The 20,144-nt window shown below is 61.0% G+C and carries 17 protein-coding genes; 8 read left to right on the top strand and 9 right to left on the bottom strand.

What is annotated here, in order from left to right; translation table 11 throughout:
• Positions 1-45: 45 nt before the first annotated feature.
• Positions 46-867 (bottom strand): EAL domain-containing protein, encoded by an 822-nt coding sequence (locus RAS12_RS17900; RefSeq protein ID WP_306937673.1) that lies wholly within the window; start codon positions 865-867, stop codon positions 46-48.
• Positions 868-1,210: 343 nt separating this feature from the next.
• Here RAS12_RS17900 and RAS12_RS17895 point away from each other — a divergent pair, with 343 nt between their 5' ends.
• The 4 genes from RAS12_RS17895 (at position 1,211) to RAS12_RS17880 (ending at position 6,434) form a co-directional block, all read left to right on the top strand.
• The gene (locus RAS12_RS17895; protein ID WP_306937671.1) at positions 1,211-1,750 is read left to right on the top strand and encodes a fimbrial protein; all 540 of its coding nucleotides are present in this window, start codon (positions 1,211-1,213) and stop codon (positions 1,748-1,750) included.
• A 72-nt stretch (positions 1,751-1,822) separates the two neighbouring features.
• Complete coding sequence (locus RAS12_RS17890; RefSeq protein ID WP_306937669.1) at positions 1,823-2,575, top strand: fimbria/pilus periplasmic chaperone; 753 nt, start codon at positions 1,823-1,825, stop codon at positions 2,573-2,575.
• Between the two features lie 189 nt (positions 2,576-2,764).
• A complete protein-coding gene (locus RAS12_RS17885; protein ID WP_306937668.1) occupies positions 2,765-5,269 on the top strand; it encodes a fimbria/pilus outer membrane usher protein in 2,505 nt (834 codons plus the stop codon).
• 148 nt (positions 5,270-5,417) lie between these two features.
• The gene (locus tag RAS12_RS17880; protein WP_306937666.1) at positions 5,418-6,434 is read left to right on the top strand and encodes a fimbrial protein; all 1,017 of its coding nucleotides are present in this window, start codon (positions 5,418-5,420) and stop codon (positions 6,432-6,434) included.
• A 36-nt stretch (positions 6,435-6,470) separates the two neighbouring features.
• On the opposite strand, the gene RAS12_RS17875 is transcribed toward RAS12_RS17880, so the two are convergent.
• The 5 genes from RAS12_RS17875 to RAS12_RS17855 form a co-directional block, all read right to left on the bottom strand.
• Positions 6,471-6,761, bottom strand: coding sequence for an MSHA biogenesis protein MshH (locus tag RAS12_RS17875; protein ID WP_306937664.1), 291 nt, complete (start codon positions 6,759-6,761; stop codon positions 6,471-6,473).
• Between the two features lie 181 nt (positions 6,762-6,942).
• Positions 6,943-8,559 (bottom strand): methyl-accepting chemotaxis protein, encoded by a 1,617-nt coding sequence (locus tag RAS12_RS17870; protein WP_306937662.1) that lies wholly within the window; start codon positions 8,557-8,559, stop codon positions 6,943-6,945.
• A gap of 151 nt (positions 8,560-8,710) precedes the next feature.
• Positions 8,711-9,622, bottom strand: a complete 912-nt coding sequence (locus tag RAS12_RS17865) for a LysR family transcriptional regulator (protein ID WP_306937661.1) — start codon at positions 9,620-9,622, stop codon at positions 8,711-8,713.
• Positions 9,623-10,034: 412 nt separating this feature from the next.
• Positions 10,035-10,454 carry a hypothetical protein gene (locus RAS12_RS17860; protein WP_306937659.1) on the bottom strand — a complete coding sequence of 140 codons (420 nt, stop codon included), beginning with the start codon at positions 10,452-10,454 and terminating at the stop codon, positions 10,035-10,037.
• Positions 10,451-10,891, bottom strand: a complete 441-nt coding sequence (locus RAS12_RS17855; RefSeq protein WP_306937658.1) for a transcriptional repressor — start codon at positions 10,889-10,891, stop codon at positions 10,451-10,453. Before RAS12_RS17855 ends, RAS12_RS17860 begins: the two co-directional genes overlap by 4 nt.
• Before the next feature lie 108 nt (positions 10,892-10,999).
• Between RAS12_RS17855 and RAS12_RS17850 the strand changes: the two genes are divergently transcribed.
• Positions 11,000-11,779, top strand: a complete 780-nt coding sequence (locus RAS12_RS17850; RefSeq protein WP_306937657.1) for a helix-turn-helix transcriptional regulator — start codon at positions 11,000-11,002, stop codon at positions 11,777-11,779.
• Between the two features lie 143 nt (positions 11,780-11,922).
• Positions 11,923-12,861 (top strand): alpha/beta hydrolase, encoded by a 939-nt coding sequence (locus RAS12_RS17845; RefSeq protein WP_306937656.1) that lies wholly within the window; start codon positions 11,923-11,925, stop codon positions 12,859-12,861.
• 13 nt (positions 12,862-12,874) lie between these two features.
• Here the strand turns inward: RAS12_RS17845 and RAS12_RS17840 are convergent, their stop codons facing one another.
• On the bottom strand, positions 12,875-13,336 hold the full coding sequence (locus RAS12_RS17840) for a YkgJ family cysteine cluster protein (protein ID WP_306937655.1): 462 nt from the start codon (positions 13,334-13,336) through the stop codon (positions 12,875-12,877).
• Positions 13,337-13,466: 130 nt separating this feature from the next.
• On the opposite strand from RAS12_RS17840, the gene RAS12_RS17835 reads away from it, so the two are divergent.
• Entirely contained in the window at positions 13,467-14,078 is a 612-nt protein-coding gene (locus RAS12_RS17835; RefSeq protein WP_306937653.1) for a DNA-3-methyladenine glycosylase I, read from the top strand.
• Positions 14,079-14,185: 107 nt separating this feature from the next.
• Here RAS12_RS17835 and RAS12_RS17830 read toward each other — a convergent pair whose 3' ends face one another.
• Positions 14,186-16,111 (bottom strand): LTA synthase family protein, encoded by a 1,926-nt coding sequence (locus RAS12_RS17830; RefSeq protein WP_306937652.1) that lies wholly within the window; start codon positions 16,109-16,111, stop codon positions 14,186-14,188.
• A gap of 343 nt (positions 16,112-16,454) precedes the next feature.
• Here RAS12_RS17830 and RAS12_RS17825 point away from each other — a divergent pair, with 343 nt between their 5' ends.
• Complete coding sequence (locus tag RAS12_RS17825; RefSeq protein ID WP_306937651.1) at positions 16,455-18,539, top strand: AsmA family protein; 2,085 nt, start codon at positions 16,455-16,457, stop codon at positions 18,537-18,539.
• A 5-nt stretch (positions 18,540-18,544) separates the two neighbouring features.
• On the opposite strand, the gene RAS12_RS17820 is transcribed toward RAS12_RS17825, so the two are convergent.
• Positions 18,545-20,140: a sensor domain-containing diguanylate cyclase gene (locus tag RAS12_RS17820; protein ID WP_306937649.1), complete on the bottom strand. Its 1,596-nt coding sequence runs from the start codon at positions 20,138-20,140 to the stop codon at positions 18,545-18,547.
• Between the last annotated feature and the right edge of the window lie 4 nt (positions 20,141-20,144).

Genomic DNA, 20,144 nt, shown 5'->3' with positions numbered 1-20,144 from the left:
CACCGAGCGCTTGGAGCGTCAGAATCAGGCATCGGATTCATTGTTCTATGGGCGGATTCTGAGTGGTTCGCGAAGGATAGGCTGCGGCCTCGCGTACAGGCAGCCTTGCACGCAGACGTTGTCGTAAGCACTCAGCCACGACGCTTGGCGGGGTGTTTCGACACCTTCGATCACGATGGACAGCTTGAGGCGCGTGGCCAACTCTACCATCGATGAGACGACCGCCACCGCGCGCGGCTCGTCCGGCAGTGCGGTGGTGAAGCACTGGTCAATTTTAATGCCGTCGACGGGCAGGGTGGTCAGGTGCTGCAGCGTCATGTAGCCGCACCCAAAATCGTCGAGCACGATGCGCAGGCCAAGCCGCCGCAGCTCGATAAGCCGCTTGAGGACAAGCTGTCTATCTTTGAACGGCACTGTCTCGGTAATCTCAAGCTGCAGGCGCCGTACATCGACGCCATATTCGTCGACGCATTCACGCACCACGCGCACAAAATCTCCGTACGCGAGCTGTGCCGCAGAGACGTTTACCGACACTGATAGGCCACGCATGGCGGCCGATCGCCATTCGCGCAGCACCCGGCATGCATCTTCCAGCACAAACTCCCCAATCGGCACGATGAGGCCGCTAGTTTCGGCAAGTGGAATGAATGCGCTGGGTGATAGGACGCCACGTTCCGGGTGACGCCATCGCAAAAGGGTTTCGACGCCGATCATGTCCCCAGTTTGAAGCCGGAACACCGGTTGATATTCGACGAACATTTCGTTTCGGGTAATGGCGTCTTGCAGCGTTCTTTCCAGCTGCGCATCACCGGCAACGGCTTCGGTAGGCGCGCATCGCATGCGCGGCGTCGAGCTTGTGGCGGTCACTAGGTCACTCCCAAAGAATGCGGCATTTGGGTCGACGCGTAGCGCATGCCCTCTACGCCAGATTAGATTCTGCGCGGAGAGGGCGACATAGAACGATGTCGATAAAAGCGGCAAGCCACGGCTTGGCCGTGTCCGGCGTATTGCTCGCGGCTGCACCCAAAAATAGAGGTAGTTCTATGTCGCCCGCGCGTCGTAACTCCTAATCTACTGCTCAAGGATTCGTAGCAGCCGTTCAGCTCTGCTTCCCACTCTCGGCAGTGATGAAGACTGTTGCGGATACCTCCCAGGCGCCTTGGCGCATACAACTTCCGATTTTTTATTCTCCTACTTAGTTAGAACCGACATGAAACACAAGCTTCTTACCGCCCTGATCATCGCTGGTACCGCGATGGCTTCGCAAATGGCATCCGCTGCGGATGGCACCATCACGTTCAATGGCAACGTTACCGCCCAATCCTGCACCATCAACGGTGGTGGCGCCGCCTCGAACTTCGCTGTGACGCTGCCCACGGTTTCGACAAGCTCGCTGGCTGCCGCCGGCCAAACCGCAGGCCGCACGCCGTTCAGCATCGAGCTGACCAACTGCTCGCCGACCAGCGGCAACGTGCACACCTTTTTTGAGTCTGGCCCGACCACTGACTTGACGACGGGCCACCTGATTGTGGCGCAAGGCGGCGCCATGAATGTGCAGATCGGCCTGCAAAACGGCGCAGACCAAACCGATATCAAGGCCGGTTTCGCTGATGCCGCGCAGAACTCCAAGTCAGTCGCCATTTCCGCTGGCTCGGCGACCTTGCCCTACTACGCCCAATACGTGGCGACCGGTGCCGCTACTGCCGGCGCCGCCAATTCGAGCGTGATGTACACGATCGCCTACCAGTAATAAGCAGTTGGGTGGAGCTCTTGCGGCTCCACTCTTATCTCCCCAGAACAACTTCTTTTTTTAATGACGATCATGAATACCAGGCGAAAGTTCCACTCCGTGCTAGCCGCAGGCTTGCTTGTCATGGGCCTTGCGGGAGCGCTGAACGCGCACGCCTCGGTCGTGATCGCTGGCACCCGTGTGATCTACAACGCGCAGGAGCGCGAGATCACGATCAAGTTGACCAATGAAGGGAAGGCTCCCGCATTGACGCAGGTTTGGATCGACAAGGGTGATCCGGCAGCTGCTCCGGCCAGCATCAATGTCCCTTTCACAGTGACTCCGCCCGTTACGCGTATCGATCCGGCCAAGGGGCAGACCCTGCGCATTCTCTATACCGGCGAGGCGCTGCCGCAGGACGTGGAATCCGTGTTCTGGCTCAATGTGCTGGAGATCCCGCCCAAACAGAGCGCCAATGAGGCGGACGCGAATAAGCTGCAACTGGCGTTTCGCTCGCGCATCAAACTTTTCTTCCGCCCGGCCGCCCTAAAGGGCAGCCCGCAAGAGGCTCCGGCGCAGATTACGTGGCGCATTGTTCAAAGTGGCAAGTCCCTGAGTGTCGAAGCCCGCAATCCCACGCCCTACCATGTTTCGTTTGCCCGAATGGAAGTCACCAGCGCTGGCAAGACAGCCAAGTTTGACGACGGTGGCATGGTTCGCCCGGGAGAGACCAAAACATTTCCGCTTGCGGGCGAGCTGAATCTGACTTCGGATATCAAGATCCACTACCAAGCCATCAATGACCAAGGCGGCGCCACTGTCGGCGAAGCGGTTCCGGTTCGATAGACCCTGCCTGTCGATGTGACGCACCTTCGCGTCATATCGATCACATCCCCAAGCCTGATCCTGAGTTGCACATTTGCCAATGCGATTGCATGGCAGGGATGGGGCTGTCCAGAATTTACTGTCACCTCCATCATGCTTAAGTCAATACGGCCGTTCCCGTTTCCTTTACGCCCTGCCAGTGCCATCGTCATGCTGTTGTTTTCAGGCGCAGCGACGTGGGCGGCTACGCCGGCCGCCGTCACGGTAGCCGACGTCGAATTCGACGATACCTTTCTGCAGAAGTCGGGGGGCTCGCCCATCGACATCAGCCGGTTCAGCAAGGGCAACGGTGCATCGGCGGGCAACTACCGGTCAGAAATCTACGTCAATGATGCATGGCTGGGCCGTGCTGACGTGATGTTACGTGCGGCGGGCAATGACCCCCGAAATGTGCAGCCGTGCTTTGACCGTAGCTTGTTGGAACGTATTGGCGTGGACCTTTCCAAGCTGACGCCGCAAGCCAGCGAGCGTCTGCAGGATCAAGGCGCCGCCTGTATGGTCCTTTCGGAACTGATCCCCGACGCCACCGCAAGCTTCGACAATGGCGAGCAGCGGCTGGATGTGAGCTTGCCGCAGATCGTCATGAGCCGGCAGGCTCGCGACTATGTCGATCCAAAATACTGGGACGACGGCATTACTGCCGCGCGCCTGCAGTACAACGCCAATGCCTATCGCAACGAAGGCCAGGGTTTTTCCTCGACGCAGGCTTATGTCGGGCTGAATGCAGGTGTCAACATCGGTTCGTGGCGTTTTCGCCATAGCGGCAGCCTGACCCACAACGACCAGACCGGTAGCCGCTACCAGAGCATGCAGACCAATCTGCAGCGCTCGATCGCCCCAATCAAGAGTCAGTTGGTGATTGGTGACGCGTTTACCGACGGCACGATGTTTGATAGCGTGGGATTTCGCGGTGTGCAACTGGCCAGCGACGACCGCATGTTTCCCGAGTCGCAGCGCGGATACGCGCCGACCATCCGCGGTATCGCCAACAGCAACGCGCGCGTGCAAGTCCGCCAGAACGGCAACGTCATCTATGAGACGACGGTGGCGGCTGGCGCCTTCGAAATTAACGACCTCTATCCGACCGGGTACGGCGGCGACCTTGAAGTGGTGGTCACCGAGGCCGATGGCAGCGTTCACGTGTCGAAGATGCCTTATGCCGCGGCAGTCAATGCGCTGCGCCCTGGCGTGACGCGTTACACCGTCACTGCTGGCAAGTATCGCAATGCCACGGTTCGCAGTACGCCTGAGATGCTTCAGGCCACCGTGCAGCATGGCTTCACCAATCTGGTAACGGGTTACGGCGGGGTGACGGCGGCGCAGGGCTATGCGGCTGCCGTGGCCGGCGCGGCATTGAACACGGACTTCGGCGCATTCGGTTTGGACGTCACGCACGCCACAACGAAGTTGAGTACAGAGCCAGACCGCAGCGGGCAGAGCGTTCGATTGAGCTATAGCAAGCTGGTGGCGCCCACCAATACCAACCTTACGCTGGCGGCTTACCGTTACTCCACCAGCGGCTTTCTGAGCCAGTCGGATGCCGTGGCGCTGCGCGATGCGGAGCAGCGCAATGGCGCGTCGTCAGTCAGAAGCATTCAGCGTGGCCGTTTGCAAATGACAGTCAACCAGGGCTTGCCGGCCGGTTACGGCAGCGTCTATCTATCGGGTTCCACGCAAGACTACTGGAACCGCGGTGGCCGCGACACGCAATACCAGGTTGGCTACAACAATTCGTACAAGCGAGTGAACTACGGCGTTTCGGCGGCTCGCCAGTTCAATGTCGGCACCTCCAGCTGGGAAAACCGGGTCATGTTGAACATCGGCATTCCGCTGGGCAAAAGCCCGCAGGCGCCGTACTCGATGACCAGCTTGCAAAGCAGTTCTTCGGGGGGCGCCACGGTCAACGAGGCGGTCACGGGATCGCTGGGTACCGACAATGCTGTCAGCTATGGCATGAACGCCGGGCGCTCCGTCGGCGGAAACGCTGGCAGCAACACGAGTCTGGGCGCCAATGCCGCGTATGTGTCACCCGTGGCAACGTTGAGCGCAAGCGCCAGCAAGGCCAACAAATATACGCAGGCCAGCGCCGGAATCTCCGGAGGTGTGGTTGCGTACAACGGTGGTGTCGCTTTCGCCCCGTCCATGAGCGACACCGTGGCGATTGTGGAAGCCAAGGACGCCGCGGGCGCGCGCCTGACGAACAGTAGCGGCCTGCGGGTCGACCCTTGGGGCCACGCGGTGGTATCGAACCTGACGCCGTTTGCGCGCAACCAGATCGAAATCGATCCCAAGGGGCTGCCGCTCAGCGTGGAGCTGAAGTCGACGTTGCAGCAGGTTGCGCCGACCTCGGGTGCGGTGGTGAAGATGAAGTTCGATACCGAGAACGCTGGCCGTGTGGCCATCATCCAGGCGAAGACGGTTGATGGCAAGCCGCTGCCGTTTGGGGCCGAAGTGTTCAATGGTGAAGGCCAGCCGGTAGGCACGGTCGGGCAAGGCGGGCGCATCCTTGCGCGTGGCCTCAACAGCGGCAGCGGCGCACTCACAGTGTCGTTGAGCAGTGAAAAGGCGCAGCAATGCAAGATCGAATATCAACTGCCGGAGTTGAAATCCGGTAACGCAGTGGATCTGCCTTTGATCGAGGCAACGTGCCAGTGAAACCGCGAAGAAAGGTATTGGGTAATAGGGCGCGTCGATATGAAGCTCCGAACGGCTATTGCCACAAGACGCACACGAACATTGACTTGCAAGCCGGCCAGATTGCCAGCGTTGCGTTCTCTTCAACTATTGGTATTGGCGGTAAATCATGAGACGGTATGAGATCTTTGGAACGTTCAAGAATTTGCTATGTGTGCTGGCTTTGCTGTTTCTGCCGCACCTGGCCCACGCAAGTTGCTCGGCCTCGCCCGCGATGCCGTACCTGCAGACGATGAACAATATGGCGGTGGCTTCCAATCTGGCCGTCGGTGAGACCATCCCGGGCTCGATGCGGCACTACACACTTTCGGGGCAATGTACCGCTTCGGGAGCCAACTACTCCGGAGCACCGGTTGTCTCGTGCTACTACGGCAGCGGTACGGAAGTGATGCCGGGCATCTATTCCACCGGTGTTGGGGGTGTCGGTATTCGTTTGCGCAACGCTGCCGGACAACCGATGACGAACGCTTCGGGAGTGAATTGCGACACAAGGGCGGCCCGCTTGGGAACTCTGAACGCGGACCTCACTTACTCCATCACGATATCGATCGAGTTTGTGAAGACGGGTGCAATACTTGGCGGGAATCTGGACCAATCCCAGACCTGGTTTGGCTTCGGTGTCTACAATGGTGGCGCTGCCTCGACTTTGGGTGGCGGGGGAATTAACTACATGGGATTCAGCGGCAACATCGTGACGCGGCAGATCGCGTGCAACGTAACTTATCCGCCGACTGTGTCCTTGGCTGCTGTCGCCGCAAAAAGCATATCCGGGGTCGGAAGCACGGCTTTACCAACGCCCTTTTCGATCGGCCTGACTTGCGATGGCGCTGCGGTAGTAGGGATTACGTTCGACGGCGCCGTAGGAACGCCAATCAACGCAGCTGCGGCGGGAGTGTTTGGCATTCTGAATGAAGGAGCCCCGGGTGTGGCCAGCGGCGTTGGCGTTCAGCTCGTCAACGCAGTCACCCATGCTCCTGTCCCACTGCAAACGCGTACAGCATTGGGTTCGATTGCAGCCAATTTGCAGTCGACCTATCAATATGCCATTCGCTACTATGGCCTTACTGCTACGCCAAGCCCCGGTGTTGTGAATGGCGCCATGGTTTTTACGTTTGATTATCAATAGGCAAACAACCGCGCCATCGGAATGGCTGAATCCGAGTCAGGATAGGGGGCGATCCGGCAGCGAGGCCGACAGATCGTGCAGGCTAAAGCCGCAGGATCGAGCGCGTTCGGCCAGAGTTTCGCTTTGCTCCAGGGCTCGCCTGCTTTCGTCAAGGAGCACGTCGAGCTGCTCTTGAAGTGTTGTCGCCATGGCCCAGGCGCGTTCGGCGAAGCGATCCGAGAACTGGTCCACGCAGGGCTTGCAGATGGCGGCGCCGTTCTTTTCCAGCAACGGCGCGCCTTGGGCCAGCGTGGATTGGCAAAACATACAGGCGAGTGCGCGGTTCATGCGGAGGCTCATCGTCGGGAGGGCGGACGGCGCCGTGCGGAACTTGGCGCCTTGCCCTTAGACAACGGCCTGGCGGGCCAACTCTTAAGTCATCGAAAAGCCCTAGGACGAAAGTGCTCGTACAAAAGGATGACGCAAAACCGGGCCGAATCCACGGCGCAGCGCGTCCGCAGCGCCGTGCTCAGCTGGCGTAGGCAGGGCGCAAAATGACCGGCGCGGGCTGTGCTGTGACATCGATGATGGTTTCGGCCGGCACCTTGAAGAAGGCCGCAGTGGCCGCGAGCCGCTTGGCCTGATCTTCCAACGACGAGGCAGCCGCCGCTGCCTGTTCCACCAGCGCGGCGTTCTGCTGGGTCACGTCGTCCATCTGCGTGACGGCGCGGTTGATCTGGTCGATGCCGATGGACTGTTCGGTGGACGCTTCGGTGATTTCAGCCATGATCTGCGTCACGCGCTGCACCGAACTCACGATTTCCTGCATGGTTTCGCCGGCTTGGCGGACCTGCTCGGCGCCGCTGTCCACGTTGGTGGTGGATTGCTCGATCAGGTCCTTGACCTCACGCGCGGCTTGCGCGCTGCGTTGCGCCAGGGAGCGGACTTCACCCGCCACTACCGCGAAACCCTTGCCCTGTTCACCGGCTCTGGCGGCTTCCACGGCTGCGTTCAAGGCCAGGATGTTGGTCTGGAAGGCGATGCCGTCGATTACCGAGACAATTTCGGCGATGCGGCGCGAACTGCCGGAAATGCGCGACATGGTTTCCACGACCTGTTCCACGGCCTGGCCGCCACGCATCGCCACGCCACGGCTTTCCGCGGCCAGAGCGTTGGCTTGATGGGCGTGCTCAGTATTCTGTTTAACGGCGGTGGCCAGCTCTTCCATGCTGGCGGCAGTTTCTTCCAAGGACGCTGCCTGTTCTTCCGTGCGTGACGACAAGTTGGTGTTGCCTGAAGAGATTTCGGCGGCGCCGGTGTTGATTTCATTCACGCTGCGGCGTACTTCAGCCACGGTGCGGGTCAGGCTGTCCTGCATGCGCTTGAGTGCGGCGAACAGCACGCCGATCTCGTTGTCGGCGCCCACCGCCACGCGTTGCGTCAGATCCCCAGAGGCGATGCGGTCGAAGTGTACGGCGGCATCTTTCAATGGCGTCAACACTTGGCGGCTGATGAAACGCCAGCACCCGATCGCCAGAATCAGGGCGAGGACAAGCATGACGATGGCTGAGATTTCCGCCTGGACATAGCGCAAGTCCGACGCGGTGTTGATGTCTGCGGCGCGCCGCTCGGTGTGATTCAGGAAGGCCACGACGCGCTCTTCGAAGCGGGCGTCGGCGGCGCGGGCGTTGGCCACCGCTGTGACGTAGCCCTCGGCAGATTGTTGTTTCAGGGCTTCACCCAACGCGTCGATGCTGCGCACATAGGCCGCGAAGACGCCATCCATATCGGCGGTCAGCTTTTTTGCGGCCTCGGTGACTTTGGGAACCTGCTGGTAGATCGCATAGCGCTGGCGGGCGTCGGTCAGGAATTTGGCGGCCTGATCGACGCTGGTTTGCGCCTGGGTCGCGCGTCCGGCCTGCACATCCAGATAGGCGGCTACCAACGTGATGCGAGTGCGAAGCAGCAGTACCTGTGTTTCATATAGCGGGCGGGTTTGTTCGGTGGAGACCCGGTTCAGGTCATCGACGGCGTCGTCCGCGGCTTTGGCAAATAACCATCCCATGCCAGTAGCGCCGGCCAGGGCCAGTACAAAAAGTGTCAGGACGGCGAGCAGTCCGGTTCGGATTTTCAGGTTTTTAAGCATGCGCGAGCTCCTGCATAGCGCAGCCGGATTTGGGCCGGCTGTCATGATCTAGTGGTAAACCCGGGCTGAATGTAAATTTGAATTACATTTTTAACAATTGATCATTTTTCAGGGGGCCATTCTGGTTTTGGCAACGCTTTGGCGATGGCGCTCAGAACAGGGGAGGCGTCTCGCTTCGGATGAAGCGCAGGAAACGATGGGCGGCATCGGGTAGCGGCCGCGAGACGTGGGTCTGAAACTGGATCTGCCCGGCGTTGAGCAGGGCGTCGTCGATGGGGCGGCAGATCAGTCTGCCCGCTTTCAGGTGGTCGGCGGCGGTGAGCCGCGCGCATAGCGTGATGCCATTGCCAGTCAGCACGTATTGGTAGAGCGCGTCGGGATAGTTTGACGTAAAGGCGGGCGAGAGTGAGGTGTTGTACAAGCTGCATGCCATGTCCAGCACCTGACGCAGCGCGCTGCCACCTTCGGGTAGGGCCAAGGGGTAGGCGGGCAACTGAGTGAGATGCAAAGCGCCATAGGCGGACAACGGGTGCCCTGGCCGCATTACCGCGACAATTTCGGCCGGCCGCGCGTAGGTGACGGCAATGTCCTTTTCCGCCGAGTGGCTGAACGTCAGGCCGATATCTGCCTGGGCTGAACGCACCCGTTCGGTGACCAAGCCCGCGTCCAGGATGGTCAGACTGAAACGCACGGATGGGTGTTCGGCCTGAAACGCGGCAAATTGGCGTGGCAAAGCCTGCGCGGCAAAGCCGTGGGCGCCCGCGACTTTTACGGTCTGTGTGTAGCGTCCGTTCTGGCCGTCGATCTCGGCATACGTGCGCGCGGCATCGGCTTCGACCCGTCGCGCGTGATCCGCCAGGATGCGGCCAACCTCCGTGACTCGCATGCCCTTGGGGTGCCGTTCGAACAATTGGTTTTGCAGGCGCTGTTCCAGTCCGGCGATCTGCCGGCTGACGGCGGAGCTGACAACATTCAGGCGCGCCGCCGCGCCATTGACGGAGCCGGTGTCGACGACCGTTAGAAAGTAACGAAGCGCGGTGCTATCGAATTGGAATCGCTTCATTGATGTGGATGCCGTAAATCTCAATGTCGAATCCAGGCGGCTGGCAACCGCAAAAAATCGCGCTAGGTAGGTGGCGTACGGGCTAGCCGCCCGAGGCGCCGTCTTGTGAACGCGCAAGGCCAACAGGTATGGACCGCGGAAGCGATGGCGGGTTGCGCCAGGGATAGGCCGGTGGCGCCATCCGGGGAACCCGGCGCGCCAGAACACCTGTCCCAGTCTTGCGGGACGGGCCGGATGTGCCAAAGGTGGAATTTATTCCAGCTCCACCTTTTGCCACAATCGCAAATTTATCAATATTGCATTCTAATTTCGGCAATCATGGCGCTGCCTTGGCGTGCTGGCTGGGCAGGGCGGGCTGCCACAAATGAAAAGCGCGCCCTAAGGCGCGCCAGAATGGGTCGGGGCAGAACGCTCAGTCCACGACGAATCCGCCGGGGCCGCTATGGCCCAAAAGCTCGCGAGCGCATTGGATGGCCTCGTTCGGCGTTGCAACCGCCAGGAACGGCATGCCGAACGCGCGCGCCATTTTGTCACCACGCTTGCGAATCTTGTCCAGCGCGTCGGTGTCGCGTTCCACGGCGATAAATGCACGGCACCGTGCTTTCAGGCGTGGCATGTTGGTGGTCTGCCATTCGATCATGGCTTTGCGGTCTTCGTGGCCAGCTTCCTGGCGCATGTCGGGCACCACCATGACGAAGGTCTGCGGGTTGTTCACCAGCATCTCCATTTCACGAATCCAGCTGGCCGAATAGCCGTTGGGCGCGCCGCCATGCTTGGCGGTGACGATGGGGAACTGGGATAGATCGTGGAAGAAAAATTGATCGCGGTTCATTCAAATTCTCCGTGAGGGATAGTGGCCGGGCTTGGTTTGCAGCCGCAACCGCCGTAGAGCACCAAGCTGTAGGAGTCCAGCGCGAAGCCGCTGCGCTTGGCGATCTTTCTGACCAATTGCGCCATGGCGGGATCACTGGATTCCAGGATCTGCCCGCATTGCGTGCAGACCAGATGATCGTGGTGCCCTTTGTCATTGAGCTCGAACACGGTGGTGTGCGCGTCGAGCTGAGTACGTTTGAGTAGTCCGGCGTCTTCAAGTTGCGTAATGACGCGATAAACAGTGGCCAGACCGATGCTGCTCCGGTCCGAGATAAGGCTGCGATAGATGTCCGCCGCACTCATGTGCTGGTTGGCGTGCTGGTAGAAGATGTCCAGAATCTTCATCCGGGGGAAGGTGGCTTTAATGCCGGCGTCGCGCAGCAGCGTGTGGTCCATGCAATTTCTCCATTCGGGGGGCTGATGCCCGGATGATGAGAATGATGTACATTTTCAACTGTGCCCGCTAACGGGAACCCGTCAACCTGTAGCTCAAACCTGCCAATCATGCTTCACGTGGCCATTGCGCCCGCATCTCCCGGCGTGCTGCTGACTCCATTCAGCGTGCAGGGGCGCCGCGAATCCAAAGGTATTGCCGTGCCCTCCCATGTCCATGACGAGGGCATGCTGGTGCTTGTGCACGAAGGGCTGGTGGTGGTGCAGGCGGGGTCAGAAGTCTGGACGGTGATGCCGGGCAGCCTGGGTTGGATTCCGCCCGGCATGCCGCATGGCGCGCGCTGGTTTGGCGATGCCCGCGGTTCCTTCCTGTATGTGCGGCGCGATGCGTGCGAACGCCTGCCGGCGCAATACCGGTCGTGGCCGTCATCCAAACTTATCGAAGCCCTGATGGATCGCTTCACGAACAGTCCGCCGGGCGAGCTGTCGGCGGCCTATCTAGAGCAGTTATTCGACGTGCTGCTGGAAGAGATCAAGCAACGCGAACATGTGCCGCTGCTGTTGCCCATGCCCGCCGATCCACGTCTGCAGGATCTGGCCAATGCCTTGCTGGGCACTCCCGACGACACCGCAGGCATTGAGGAATGGGCGCAGCGCTTGAATATGTCGTCGCGGACGCTGATGCGCCGGTTCCGCCAGGAAACGGGTGTGACGCTGGGGCAGTGGCGCCAGCAGGCGCGACTGCTTCGCGCCCTGGAAATGCTTTGCCGCGGCGGCTCGGTCACTGAGGCCGCGCTATCCGTAGGGTACGAGAGCACCAGCGCTTTTATTGGCAGCTTTCGCGGCGCCTTCGGGGTCACGCCGACTCGCTATATAGCCGATCGCGAATAGGCTGGCGCAGGCCGGCCCGCCGCGTCTTTACGCATCTTCACTTTTCCCAGACAGTTTTGCGGATCTTCATTCGCGTCCCTTGCCTAGTATGGCGCCAGGGTAAACGGACTTGCCGTTAGCCCTCGACGTATCAGGGGAGTGACATGATTGACCTTCGTTTCCAGCGGGACGCCCATGCCGGTGCGCTCCACGCCGGGGGGCGCGCCACGAATCCGCAACGCACAGGCGCGCTGCTCATCCATGGACTGGGGGGCACGGAATTCGATATGGGCAGCCTGCACAAGGTGCTGGCGCGCGCCGGGGTCGAGACCCATGGCGTGACCTTGCCTGGCCATGCGGGCCAGCCAGAAGATCTGCTGAATGTGGGGGTCGAAGACTGGATGGAAGTCGTCACGCGGCGCTACCGCGAATTATGTGAGCAGTATGACGTCTTGCATGTAATCGGCATGTGCCTGGGCGCCTTGCTGGCCGTGGAGCTATGCAAGCGTGAATCGCATACGCGAGGGGCGCTGGTGTCTTTGGCCGCGCCCGTCTTTCTGGATGGCTGGAGCACGCCGTGGTATCGCGGGTTGCGATATCTGCTGTATTGCGTACCGGGCGTGCCGCGCCGCATCCGCGTGCAAGAAGAAGATCCCTATGGTGTGAAGAGCGAACTGGTGCGCGCTTTCATCAAGGCGGGGTTTGCGCGCGGTGACGGCTTTCATTATCAATGGGTGCCGCTGGCGTGCGTGCGGCAGGTGGACCGGCTGCGCGGCGTGGTTCAGCGCGGCCTGGACCGCATACGTTGTCCGACCTTGATCATGCACGCCGAAGAAGATGAACTGACCAGCCCCCGCTCCGCCCGCTTTCTAGGGGCGCGCATTCCCGGGGCGACGGTAGTGATGCTGCAAGACAGCTATCACATGATCTGTGTCGATCACGAGCGTGATCGCGTGATGCGCAGTGTGCTGGCGTTTCTGGGCAAGGACCCCGCATTTGCGCGGACGCGCAAACGGCCGGCGGCGGAGCAGGCGTTGCGCGAGAACCACCCTTTGCCTGCACCAGCCATCCTGCCGGCGCTAGGCCAGTCGTGCTTGTCTTGAGCTGGCCAGCGATTCAGGCGGCGGCGGGCTGGTCGGGATGCAGCGGCCCTTGCGGGTCGTTTTCGGCGTCGGGCCGCGGCGCCACTGCGGGCAAGCCCAGATTCAAGCGCAGCCGCTGACAATCGGGATTGGGTGAACCGTCAGGCATCCAGATATCGAATTCCCGGCAAGGCGTCGGGCGATCTTCGTAGATTGCGCAGTGGATGCCGGGTTGGCCGAGTTCGCCGCGCAGCGAGACGCAACGGCCTCCCCCCATTTCCGTGCCCTTCATACAGGCGCGCAATGGACTCATCTGGGTCACCAGTTCCACGGGCACGCGGCCGCCATTTTCACCGGCCAGTTCGCCGCAATAGAACGACACGCGGAAATGGGCGCAGCAAGCGCCGCAATCCAGACAGGGATTGGCAGCCGGGTTGTCGCCAGCCAGGACGGCGGGCGAGACAAAAGTCAGGACAGATGTCTCTAGCAGGGACATGTTCGGGGAGGCCCGGCGCGGGATCAGGGTCGCGAATATTAGCTGGATTTCAACTGCGGCCGCTACGACTTTTTTCGGGGACGTTGCTGCGGTAGCATCGGTAGCCTGACTGCCGCCTGGAGCTTGCCCCTTGAACGCAAAAACCGACTTTCCCGACGGCCTGGCCCGCTGCGGCTGGGTGGATACGTCCACCGAATACATGGCCTATCACGACACAGAATGGGGGCGTCCGCAGGGTGATGACCGCGCGCTCTTCGAACAGCTCTGCCTGGAAGGTTTCCAGTCTGGCCTTAGCTGGCGCACCATCCTGAACAAACGGGACGCCTTCCGGCGCGGTTTTGCGGATTTTGAACCGGCCAAGGTCGCGCAGTTTGGTGAAAAGCAGGTGCTGGCGCTATTGGCCGACGCAGGCATCGTGCGACACCGCGGCAAGATCGAAGCCATGATCAACAACGCCGCGCGCGCGCTGGAAATGATCCAGAAAGAGGGTTCTCTGGCGGCGTACTTCTGGCGCTACGAGCCGCCCGCCGGCGCTCCCTCCACCCTGGGCGCCTCGACGTCACAGCAATCCGAAGCCTTGTCCAAGGCATTGAAGAAGCTGGGCTGGAAGTTTGTGGGCCCCACCACGGTGTATGCGTTTATGCAGTCCGTGGGCATGGTGAACGATCACAGCCCGGGGTGTCATTGCCACGCAGTCAGTGAAAAGGCGCGTACCGCATTTGTCAGGCCGGGAGCGCGCTGACCAGCCGGAGTTTCCGCCGGCCAGCGCTTCTTTGTCATGTGCCTGTATCCCTGTATCCCTGTATCCCTGTTGCCCTGTAGCGGGGCAGCCGATGGCAGCCGCGTGTATCAGCCGGCTGGCGCTTGGGACGGGGAGGGGGTCTGTTCGGGTACCAGTCCCGGCAGGGCGTAGCGGCCTTCGCGGTAAGCCCAACTGGGCCACAGCGCATGGGCCAGCGCTTCGGTAGCCAGTTCAGGGTTGAGCGGCACGGGGGCGTAGTCTTCCGGCGCGGTGTAGCGGTACTGCACTGGTGTCTTGTTGGGCGCCAGCACCAGCAGGTCATTTTCCTTCAGATACCCGTAGGTGTTGTCGTATTGCATGATGGCGCGCCCAGGAGTGCTGCGCGTCAGGTCGTGGCCGATCATTGGATGTTCGGTGTCCACGCCAATCAGCGATAGCAGGGTGGGCGGCAGGTCAATCTGGCTGATCAGCCTGTCGTCGCGTCGCGCTTCGATCCCGGCGCCCAGAATCACGGCGGGGATATGGAAGTGGCGGACGGGAACCAGGCTGGCGCCGAACACGCGGGAATCGTGGTCCGCAGCCACCAGGAAGACGGTGTTTTCCCAATAGGGCGATGCCTTGGCGCGTTCGAAGAAACGGCCCAAGGCCCAGTCTGCGTAGCGCACCGTGTTTTCCACGGTAGCCGGGTTGCCGTCGGTCTGGATACGGCCGGCGGGATATTCCCAGGGCGAATGGTTGGATACGCTGAAGGCCAGCGTGAAGGTGGGCTTATCGCCGTCTTCGCGTAGCAGCCTGTCCAATTGGTTGAACATGTCTTCGTCCGAGGCGCCCCAGGTGCCGACAAAGGCGGGGTCCACGAAGTCGGCGCGGTCAACGATCTGCTTGAAGCCGTTGCCCAGGAAGAAGCCTTTCATATTGTCAAAGTGCGATTCCCCGCCGTAGATGAAGCGCGAGTGGTAACCATGACGGCCAAGCAGATCGGCTAGCGAGAAAAATCCGCGTTGCGAGCGGGGCAGCTTCAGGACTGCCTGCGCGGGCGTGGGCAGAAACCCGGTGACAACCGCTTCCAATCCCCGTACTGAACGGGTGCCGGTGGCGTAGGCGCGAGTAAAGGTCCACGCCTCGCTTGCCAGCGCATCCAGCTCCGGTGTCAGGTTTTCGCCGCCCAGGCCGGCACTGTATTGCGCGCCCAGGCTTTCTTCCAGAATGATCACCAGGTTGAGCGGGCGCGGCGTCTTGCGCGTGGCGGGCTGGCTGTGCAGGCTGGGGTACTCCGCGTTGGCGGGCGGGTTGGGCAGGCCCGACTGCGCCAGCACCAGGTCGTGCATTTTGGTTTCGTCCATGCCGCCATATAGGGCCGATGCGGACTTCTCGTTCTTCATGCTGTAGATGGCATAGAACACGTTGTAGAGCGAGTTCAGCGCCAATGTGTTGAGCATGCCGTCCGAGCTGTAGGCCACCGACGACGGATTGATGGGGCGATGACCCAGCGTGCCGCGGATCATCAGAATTACGACCGCCAGAATGACCAGGCTGGCCAGCGGCATCTGCCACCAACTGAGTTGCGGATCAGGTTGCGCGTGGCCAAACAGGGCGAAGGCGCCCCAGCCGATCAGCGCCAAGCCCCCGAAGCCGCCCACTAGCGCCGCCTTATAGCCGCGCCAGAGCATGCCGGAGACTTCACGCGGGTGCTTCAGATATTCCACGAACAAGCGGTTTGGGCGGGTGTCGTATTCCAGAATGAAGGGCGGGGTGGCCACTTCCAGAAAAGCCAGCAGGATGAAGGCAATCAGATACCAGTAGCCCGCAATGGTGGCGGCGATGGGAAAGTGACCCAGCAGCGGCGATAGAAAGGCGGGTAGAGCGGCCAACACAGCGATCTGGTGCGCGTCGATCCGCAGCCCGCCCAGCAACAGCGGCAACAGGCCTCCGGCATTGCGCACGCGCTTCCACTGCCAGGCGGCCAGCGCCAGGCGGCTCAGCGTCAGTAGCGCAAAAGCCGCCACTACGAAAATCAAGGTTGAATGCCGCATCGGGCCTCCAGGTTGTTCTTGTATCCGCCCAGATGGGGAAAGTTATCGCGCACGCATTGGAACAGTCACTGCGTCAAAAATTCGGTTTATATCCGCGTGCCGACGATTTTTGGCTGGCTGGATTGATTTCGTTTTGTAACTGCCGTGTCTCCAGCCGGGCACGCTTCGTGCTGCGCCTACCCCGGGTACGTATGGATGGCGACAACGTCAGGGGTGCCTGTGCACGGAAAGATCCGTACACATTATGCGGCTGGCCCGCTGAAACCCGGCGCTGGGCCACGCTACCCTTGCAATAAATAAGGGTTGGCGGACATTTGCCGCCCCAACGCCAAGGATAATTGCAATGACGCGAACAAAAAAAATAACGATCGGGATTGTAGGGGGCTTGGCCCTCGTCGTGCTGGTGATTGGGGTGTTCATCGCCACTTTTGACTGGAACCGGGCCAAGCCCATGATCAACGAGCGCGCAAGCGCGGCGATTGGCCGGCCTTTTGCTATCAACGGTGACCTGAGCGTCAAATGGGAACGCGAGCCTGCTGAAAACGGTTGGCGGTCATGGGTGCCATGGCCGCACGTCATTGCCAACGATATCTCGGTTGGCAATGCGCCGTGGGCCAAAGCGCCTCAATTTGCCACGCTCAAACGCGGTGAATTCAGTCTGGCTCTTTTGCCTTTGCTGGGTCAACGCGTCGTGATCCGGCGCATCCAACTGACGGAGCCTGCCGCCGATCTGGAACGGCTGGCCGATGGCCGTGCCAATTGGGTCTTTACGCTACCGGAAACCGGTGAACCTTCTCCGTGGGTGTTAGACATCAATGAGATCGGCTTTGATAAAGGCCGGGCCGGGTATGTGGACGAAATCCTGAAAGCCGACCTGACAGTGCTGGTGGACCCGTTAGGCAAGCCGGTGCCGTTCGCGGATGTGGCGGGAGCCGCCTTCGCGGCGCAGGACGGGGCGGCGTCCGCGCCGCGCGATTACGTATTCGGCTGGAAGGTGGATGGAAAGTACAAGGGCCTGGTTACCAAAGGCGAGGGCAAGGTGGGCGGCATGCTTGCTTTGCAGGATGCCAAGCAGCCCTTTCCCGTACAGGCCGATGTCGCCATAGGCGGCACCAAAGCGTCGATTGCCGGCACGGTGACCGATCCGGTCAACCTGGGTTCGCTGGACCTGCGATTGAAACTGTCAGGCGCCTCGATGGCGCAACTGTATCCGTTGACGGGTGTGACTTTGCCGGATACGCCGCCGTACTCCACGGATGGGCACCTGGTGGCCAAGTTGCAGAATCCTGGCGGAGCGGTGTTCGATTACAAGGACTTCAATGGCAAGGTTGGCAATAGCGACCTGCATGGCGATATTACGTTTGCGCTGGGCGCGCCCAGGCCCAAGCTGACAGGCAAGCTTTCTTCCAAACTCTTGCGTATGGTGGATTTGGGGCCTTTAGTGGGCGTCCCGTCCGGCGGGACGGCGCCTGCGGCGGCCGACAAAGCCAAGGACGCGCCCGCCAAACCCAAAGGCGGCAAAGTGCTGCCCACGCAGGCGTTCCGCACGGACCGCTGGCGCGACATGGATGCTGACGTATCGTTAGACGCCGGACGCATCGTGCACGACAGCAAGTTGCCTTTGTCGGACCTGGCCGTTCATGTGGTGCTGCAAGACGGCAAGCTGACGCTGGACCCGTTCCGCTTTGGCATCGCGGGAGGCAATATCGCAGGCACGATCAAACTGGACGGCGCCAACGAGGCGTTGACCGGGCGGGTGGACATGCGCGCGCGCCGCCTGCGCTTGAAGCAGCTCTTTCCGGCCACGGAAGCGATGCAGAAAACCTTGGGTGAACTGAATGGCGACCTGGCTATCAGCGGCTCGGGCAACTCCGTGGCCGCGCTGTTGGGATCGGCTACGGGCGACGTCAAAATGCTGGTCAACGACGGCGTCATCAGCCGCAGCTTGATGGAAATCGCGGGGTTGAATGTCGGCAACTACGTGATGTCCAAATTGTTCGGAGACGACGAAGTCAAAATCAATTGCGGCGCTGCCGATCTCGCCATGAAGAACGGCGTGATGACGCCCCGGGTATTTGTGTTCGATACCGAGAACGCACTGATCACCATCACGGGCACCGCCGACTTCAAGAACGAAAAGCTGGATATGGATATCACGCCTGACAGCAAGGGTTTCCGCATTTTCTCGCTGCGTTCGCCGCTGTACGTGCAAGGCACCTTCGCTTCTCCCGACGTGGGCGTGCATGTGCTGCCATTGGCGGCACGGGGCGCAGGCATGGTGGCTTTGGGTGTATTGCTGACGCCGGCCGCTGGCCTGCTGGCGCTGATTGCACCCAGCACGACTGATGAGAATGCGTGCGGCCCGCTGCTCGAACAGATGCGTAAGCCACCCAAGGCTCCGGCGCCCGCCGCCTCCAAAGGCAAGTAGGCGGCTCAGGCCGACGACACCATCCGGCAACGATCCGGGGCCGAGTCGTCGGCAACGCTTACGGCGTTGCGGCCGTGGTTCTTGGCGTAGTAGAGCGCCTGGTCGGCACGCTGGAAAACGGTGTCTACGGTGGCGCCATGGTCCGGATAACGCGCGACCCCCACCGAAATGGTGATGGACGACGAGACGCTTACCGGCGCTTGCTGCGTGGCCAGACGCTGGCGCAGACGCTCCGATGCGGCAATGGCAGCGGATAGCGGGGCGCCGGGCATCAGCATGACAAATTCTTCGCCGCCAGCCCTGGCCAGCGTGTCTCCGCTGCGCGATCCTTCATTCATCATGTCCGCCAGCGCCCGCAGCGCGCGGTCGCCCTCTGCATGGCCGAATCGGTCATTAATGCTCTTGAAGTGGTCGATGTCGATCAGCACGATGGCAACGGGCGCTTCATCGGCTTGCAGCAGTGCCAGGGCTTCATCCAGGCCGCGACGGTTGAGCAGGCCGGTCAATGTGTCGGTGGTGGTCTCCCGGTGCAGGTTGCGGATCTTGTGATGCATGGATGCCAGCCCCATCAATAACGCGCGTTTGAGCTGCGCCGCCTCGAAGTACCAAGAGCGCACCTCGCGGATGCGGTCGGCAGAGTCAGGGTTTTGCATGTGGCGGGCAAGACTGGCAAGTTCGCCCAGCGGCCGGGCAATCCAGCGCGACAGCAGCCAGATGGATGCGATGGACAACAGCAGCAATGGCAATGTGTTGCGGGCGGTTGCCATCAACAGATCGCTCAAGGGCCGCAGAGTGCTGTCAACGGGACGTTGCGCGATGATGCTCCAGCCTGTGCTGGGAACGGGTGCGTAGCCCGCAAGCATTTCCCGTCCTTGATCGTCCACAAATCGCATCTCGCCGGTTTCTCCGCGTCGCGCGGCGGCGATCGTTGCGTTGGGAGACGCAGTCTGGCCCAGCCTGCTGCGGTCGGGGTGAAAGATCAGCGTGCCGTTGCGGTCCACCACGTATAGAAAGGAATCATCTCGATAGAAGTGTTGCGCCAGCAAACGGTCCAGCACATTGTCTTCGTGCAGGTAAAGCGTGCCCGCGATGTAGCCAAGATAGCGATAGTCGCGAGAAAAGATGGGATATGAATACAGGATGAGCCACCGGCCGTTGCTGGCGCGAAAGGGCTCACTGATGGCGGGTTGTTTGCTCTTGAGTGCGTCCTTTGACGCCTCGCTGGTCAGTTGCTGGCCCAGCAGCTGCGGGTACGACGGCGACACCGCAATGACCTTGCCTTCGGCTGACACGACGATGCTGGAATTGAAGTGGCCCAGCTGTTGTTCCTGCCGCCGTGTTTCGTCCGCCATCAACTGCGGACGGGTTTCCATGTCAGCCAGCACATCGGCGCTGTAAGCCAGGTAGCGGCGCACATCATTCAGAAATGTGTCGGTTGTGATGGCGAGTTTGGAGGCGTAGACACGGTTGTCTTCCAGCGCGTTGTGCAGCAAGAGATCGCGCTGAACGAGATAGCTGGCGTGCAGCCCGCCGGCCAGCACCAGAATGACCGACAGCAGGCTGATCCACAGGATGAGGCGCCGAAGGTCAATGCGGATCATGGCT

This window comes from Achromobacter seleniivolatilans (genome assembly GCF_030864005.1).
In the GTDB taxonomy this organism is placed as follows: domain Bacteria; phylum Pseudomonadota; class Gammaproteobacteria; order Burkholderiales; family Burkholderiaceae_B; genus Achromobacter; species Achromobacter seleniivolatilans.
This window is presented reverse-complemented; position numbering and strand designations above follow the sequence as displayed.

Excerpts from the sequence above, each read along its gene's own strand:
- RAS12_RS17895 (WP_306937671.1), top strand. The coding sequence starts at position 1,211 with ATGAAACACAAGCTTCTTACCGCCCTGATCATCGCTGGTACCGCGATG.
- RAS12_RS17890 (WP_306937669.1), top strand. The coding sequence starts at position 1,823 with ATGAATACCAGGCGAAAGTTCCACTCCGTGCTAGCCGCAGGCTTGCTT.
- RAS12_RS17885 (WP_306937668.1), top strand. The coding sequence starts at position 2,765 with ATGCTGTTGTTTTCAGGCGCAGCGACGTGGGCGGCTACGCCGGCCGCC.
- RAS12_RS17880 (WP_306937666.1), top strand. The coding sequence starts at position 5,418 with ATGAGACGGTATGAGATCTTTGGAACGTTCAAGAATTTGCTATGTGTG.
- RAS12_RS17875 (WP_306937664.1), bottom strand. The coding sequence starts at position 6,761 with ATGAACCGCGCACTCGCCTGTATGTTTTGCCAATCCACGCTGGCCCAA.
- RAS12_RS17870 (WP_306937662.1), bottom strand. The coding sequence starts at position 8,559 with ATGCTTAAAAACCTGAAAATCCGAACCGGACTGCTCGCCGTCCTGACA.
- RAS12_RS17865 (WP_306937661.1), bottom strand. The coding sequence starts at position 9,622 with ATGAAGCGATTCCAATTCGATAGCACCGCGCTTCGTTACTTTCTAACG.
- RAS12_RS17860 (WP_306937659.1), bottom strand. The coding sequence starts at position 10,454 with ATGAACCGCGATCAATTTTTCTTCCACGATCTATCCCAGTTCCCCATC.
- RAS12_RS17855 (WP_306937658.1), bottom strand. The coding sequence starts at position 10,891 with ATGGACCACACGCTGCTGCGCGACGCCGGCATTAAAGCCACCTTCCCC.
- RAS12_RS17850 (WP_306937657.1), top strand. The coding sequence starts at position 11,000 with ATGCTTCACGTGGCCATTGCGCCCGCATCTCCCGGCGTGCTGCTGACT.
- RAS12_RS17845 (WP_306937656.1), top strand. The coding sequence starts at position 11,923 with ATGATTGACCTTCGTTTCCAGCGGGACGCCCATGCCGGTGCGCTCCAC.
- RAS12_RS17840 (WP_306937655.1), bottom strand. The coding sequence starts at position 13,336 with ATGTCCCTGCTAGAGACATCTGTCCTGACTTTTGTCTCGCCCGCCGTC.
- RAS12_RS17830 (WP_306937652.1), bottom strand. The coding sequence starts at position 16,111 with ATGCGGCATTCAACCTTGATTTTCGTAGTGGCGGCTTTTGCGCTACTG.
- RAS12_RS17825 (WP_306937651.1), top strand. The coding sequence starts at position 16,455 with ATGACGCGAACAAAAAAAATAACGATCGGGATTGTAGGGGGCTTGGCC.
- RAS12_RS17820 (WP_306937649.1), bottom strand. The coding sequence starts at position 20,140 with ATGATCCGCATTGACCTTCGGCGCCTCATCCTGTGGATCAGCCTGCTG.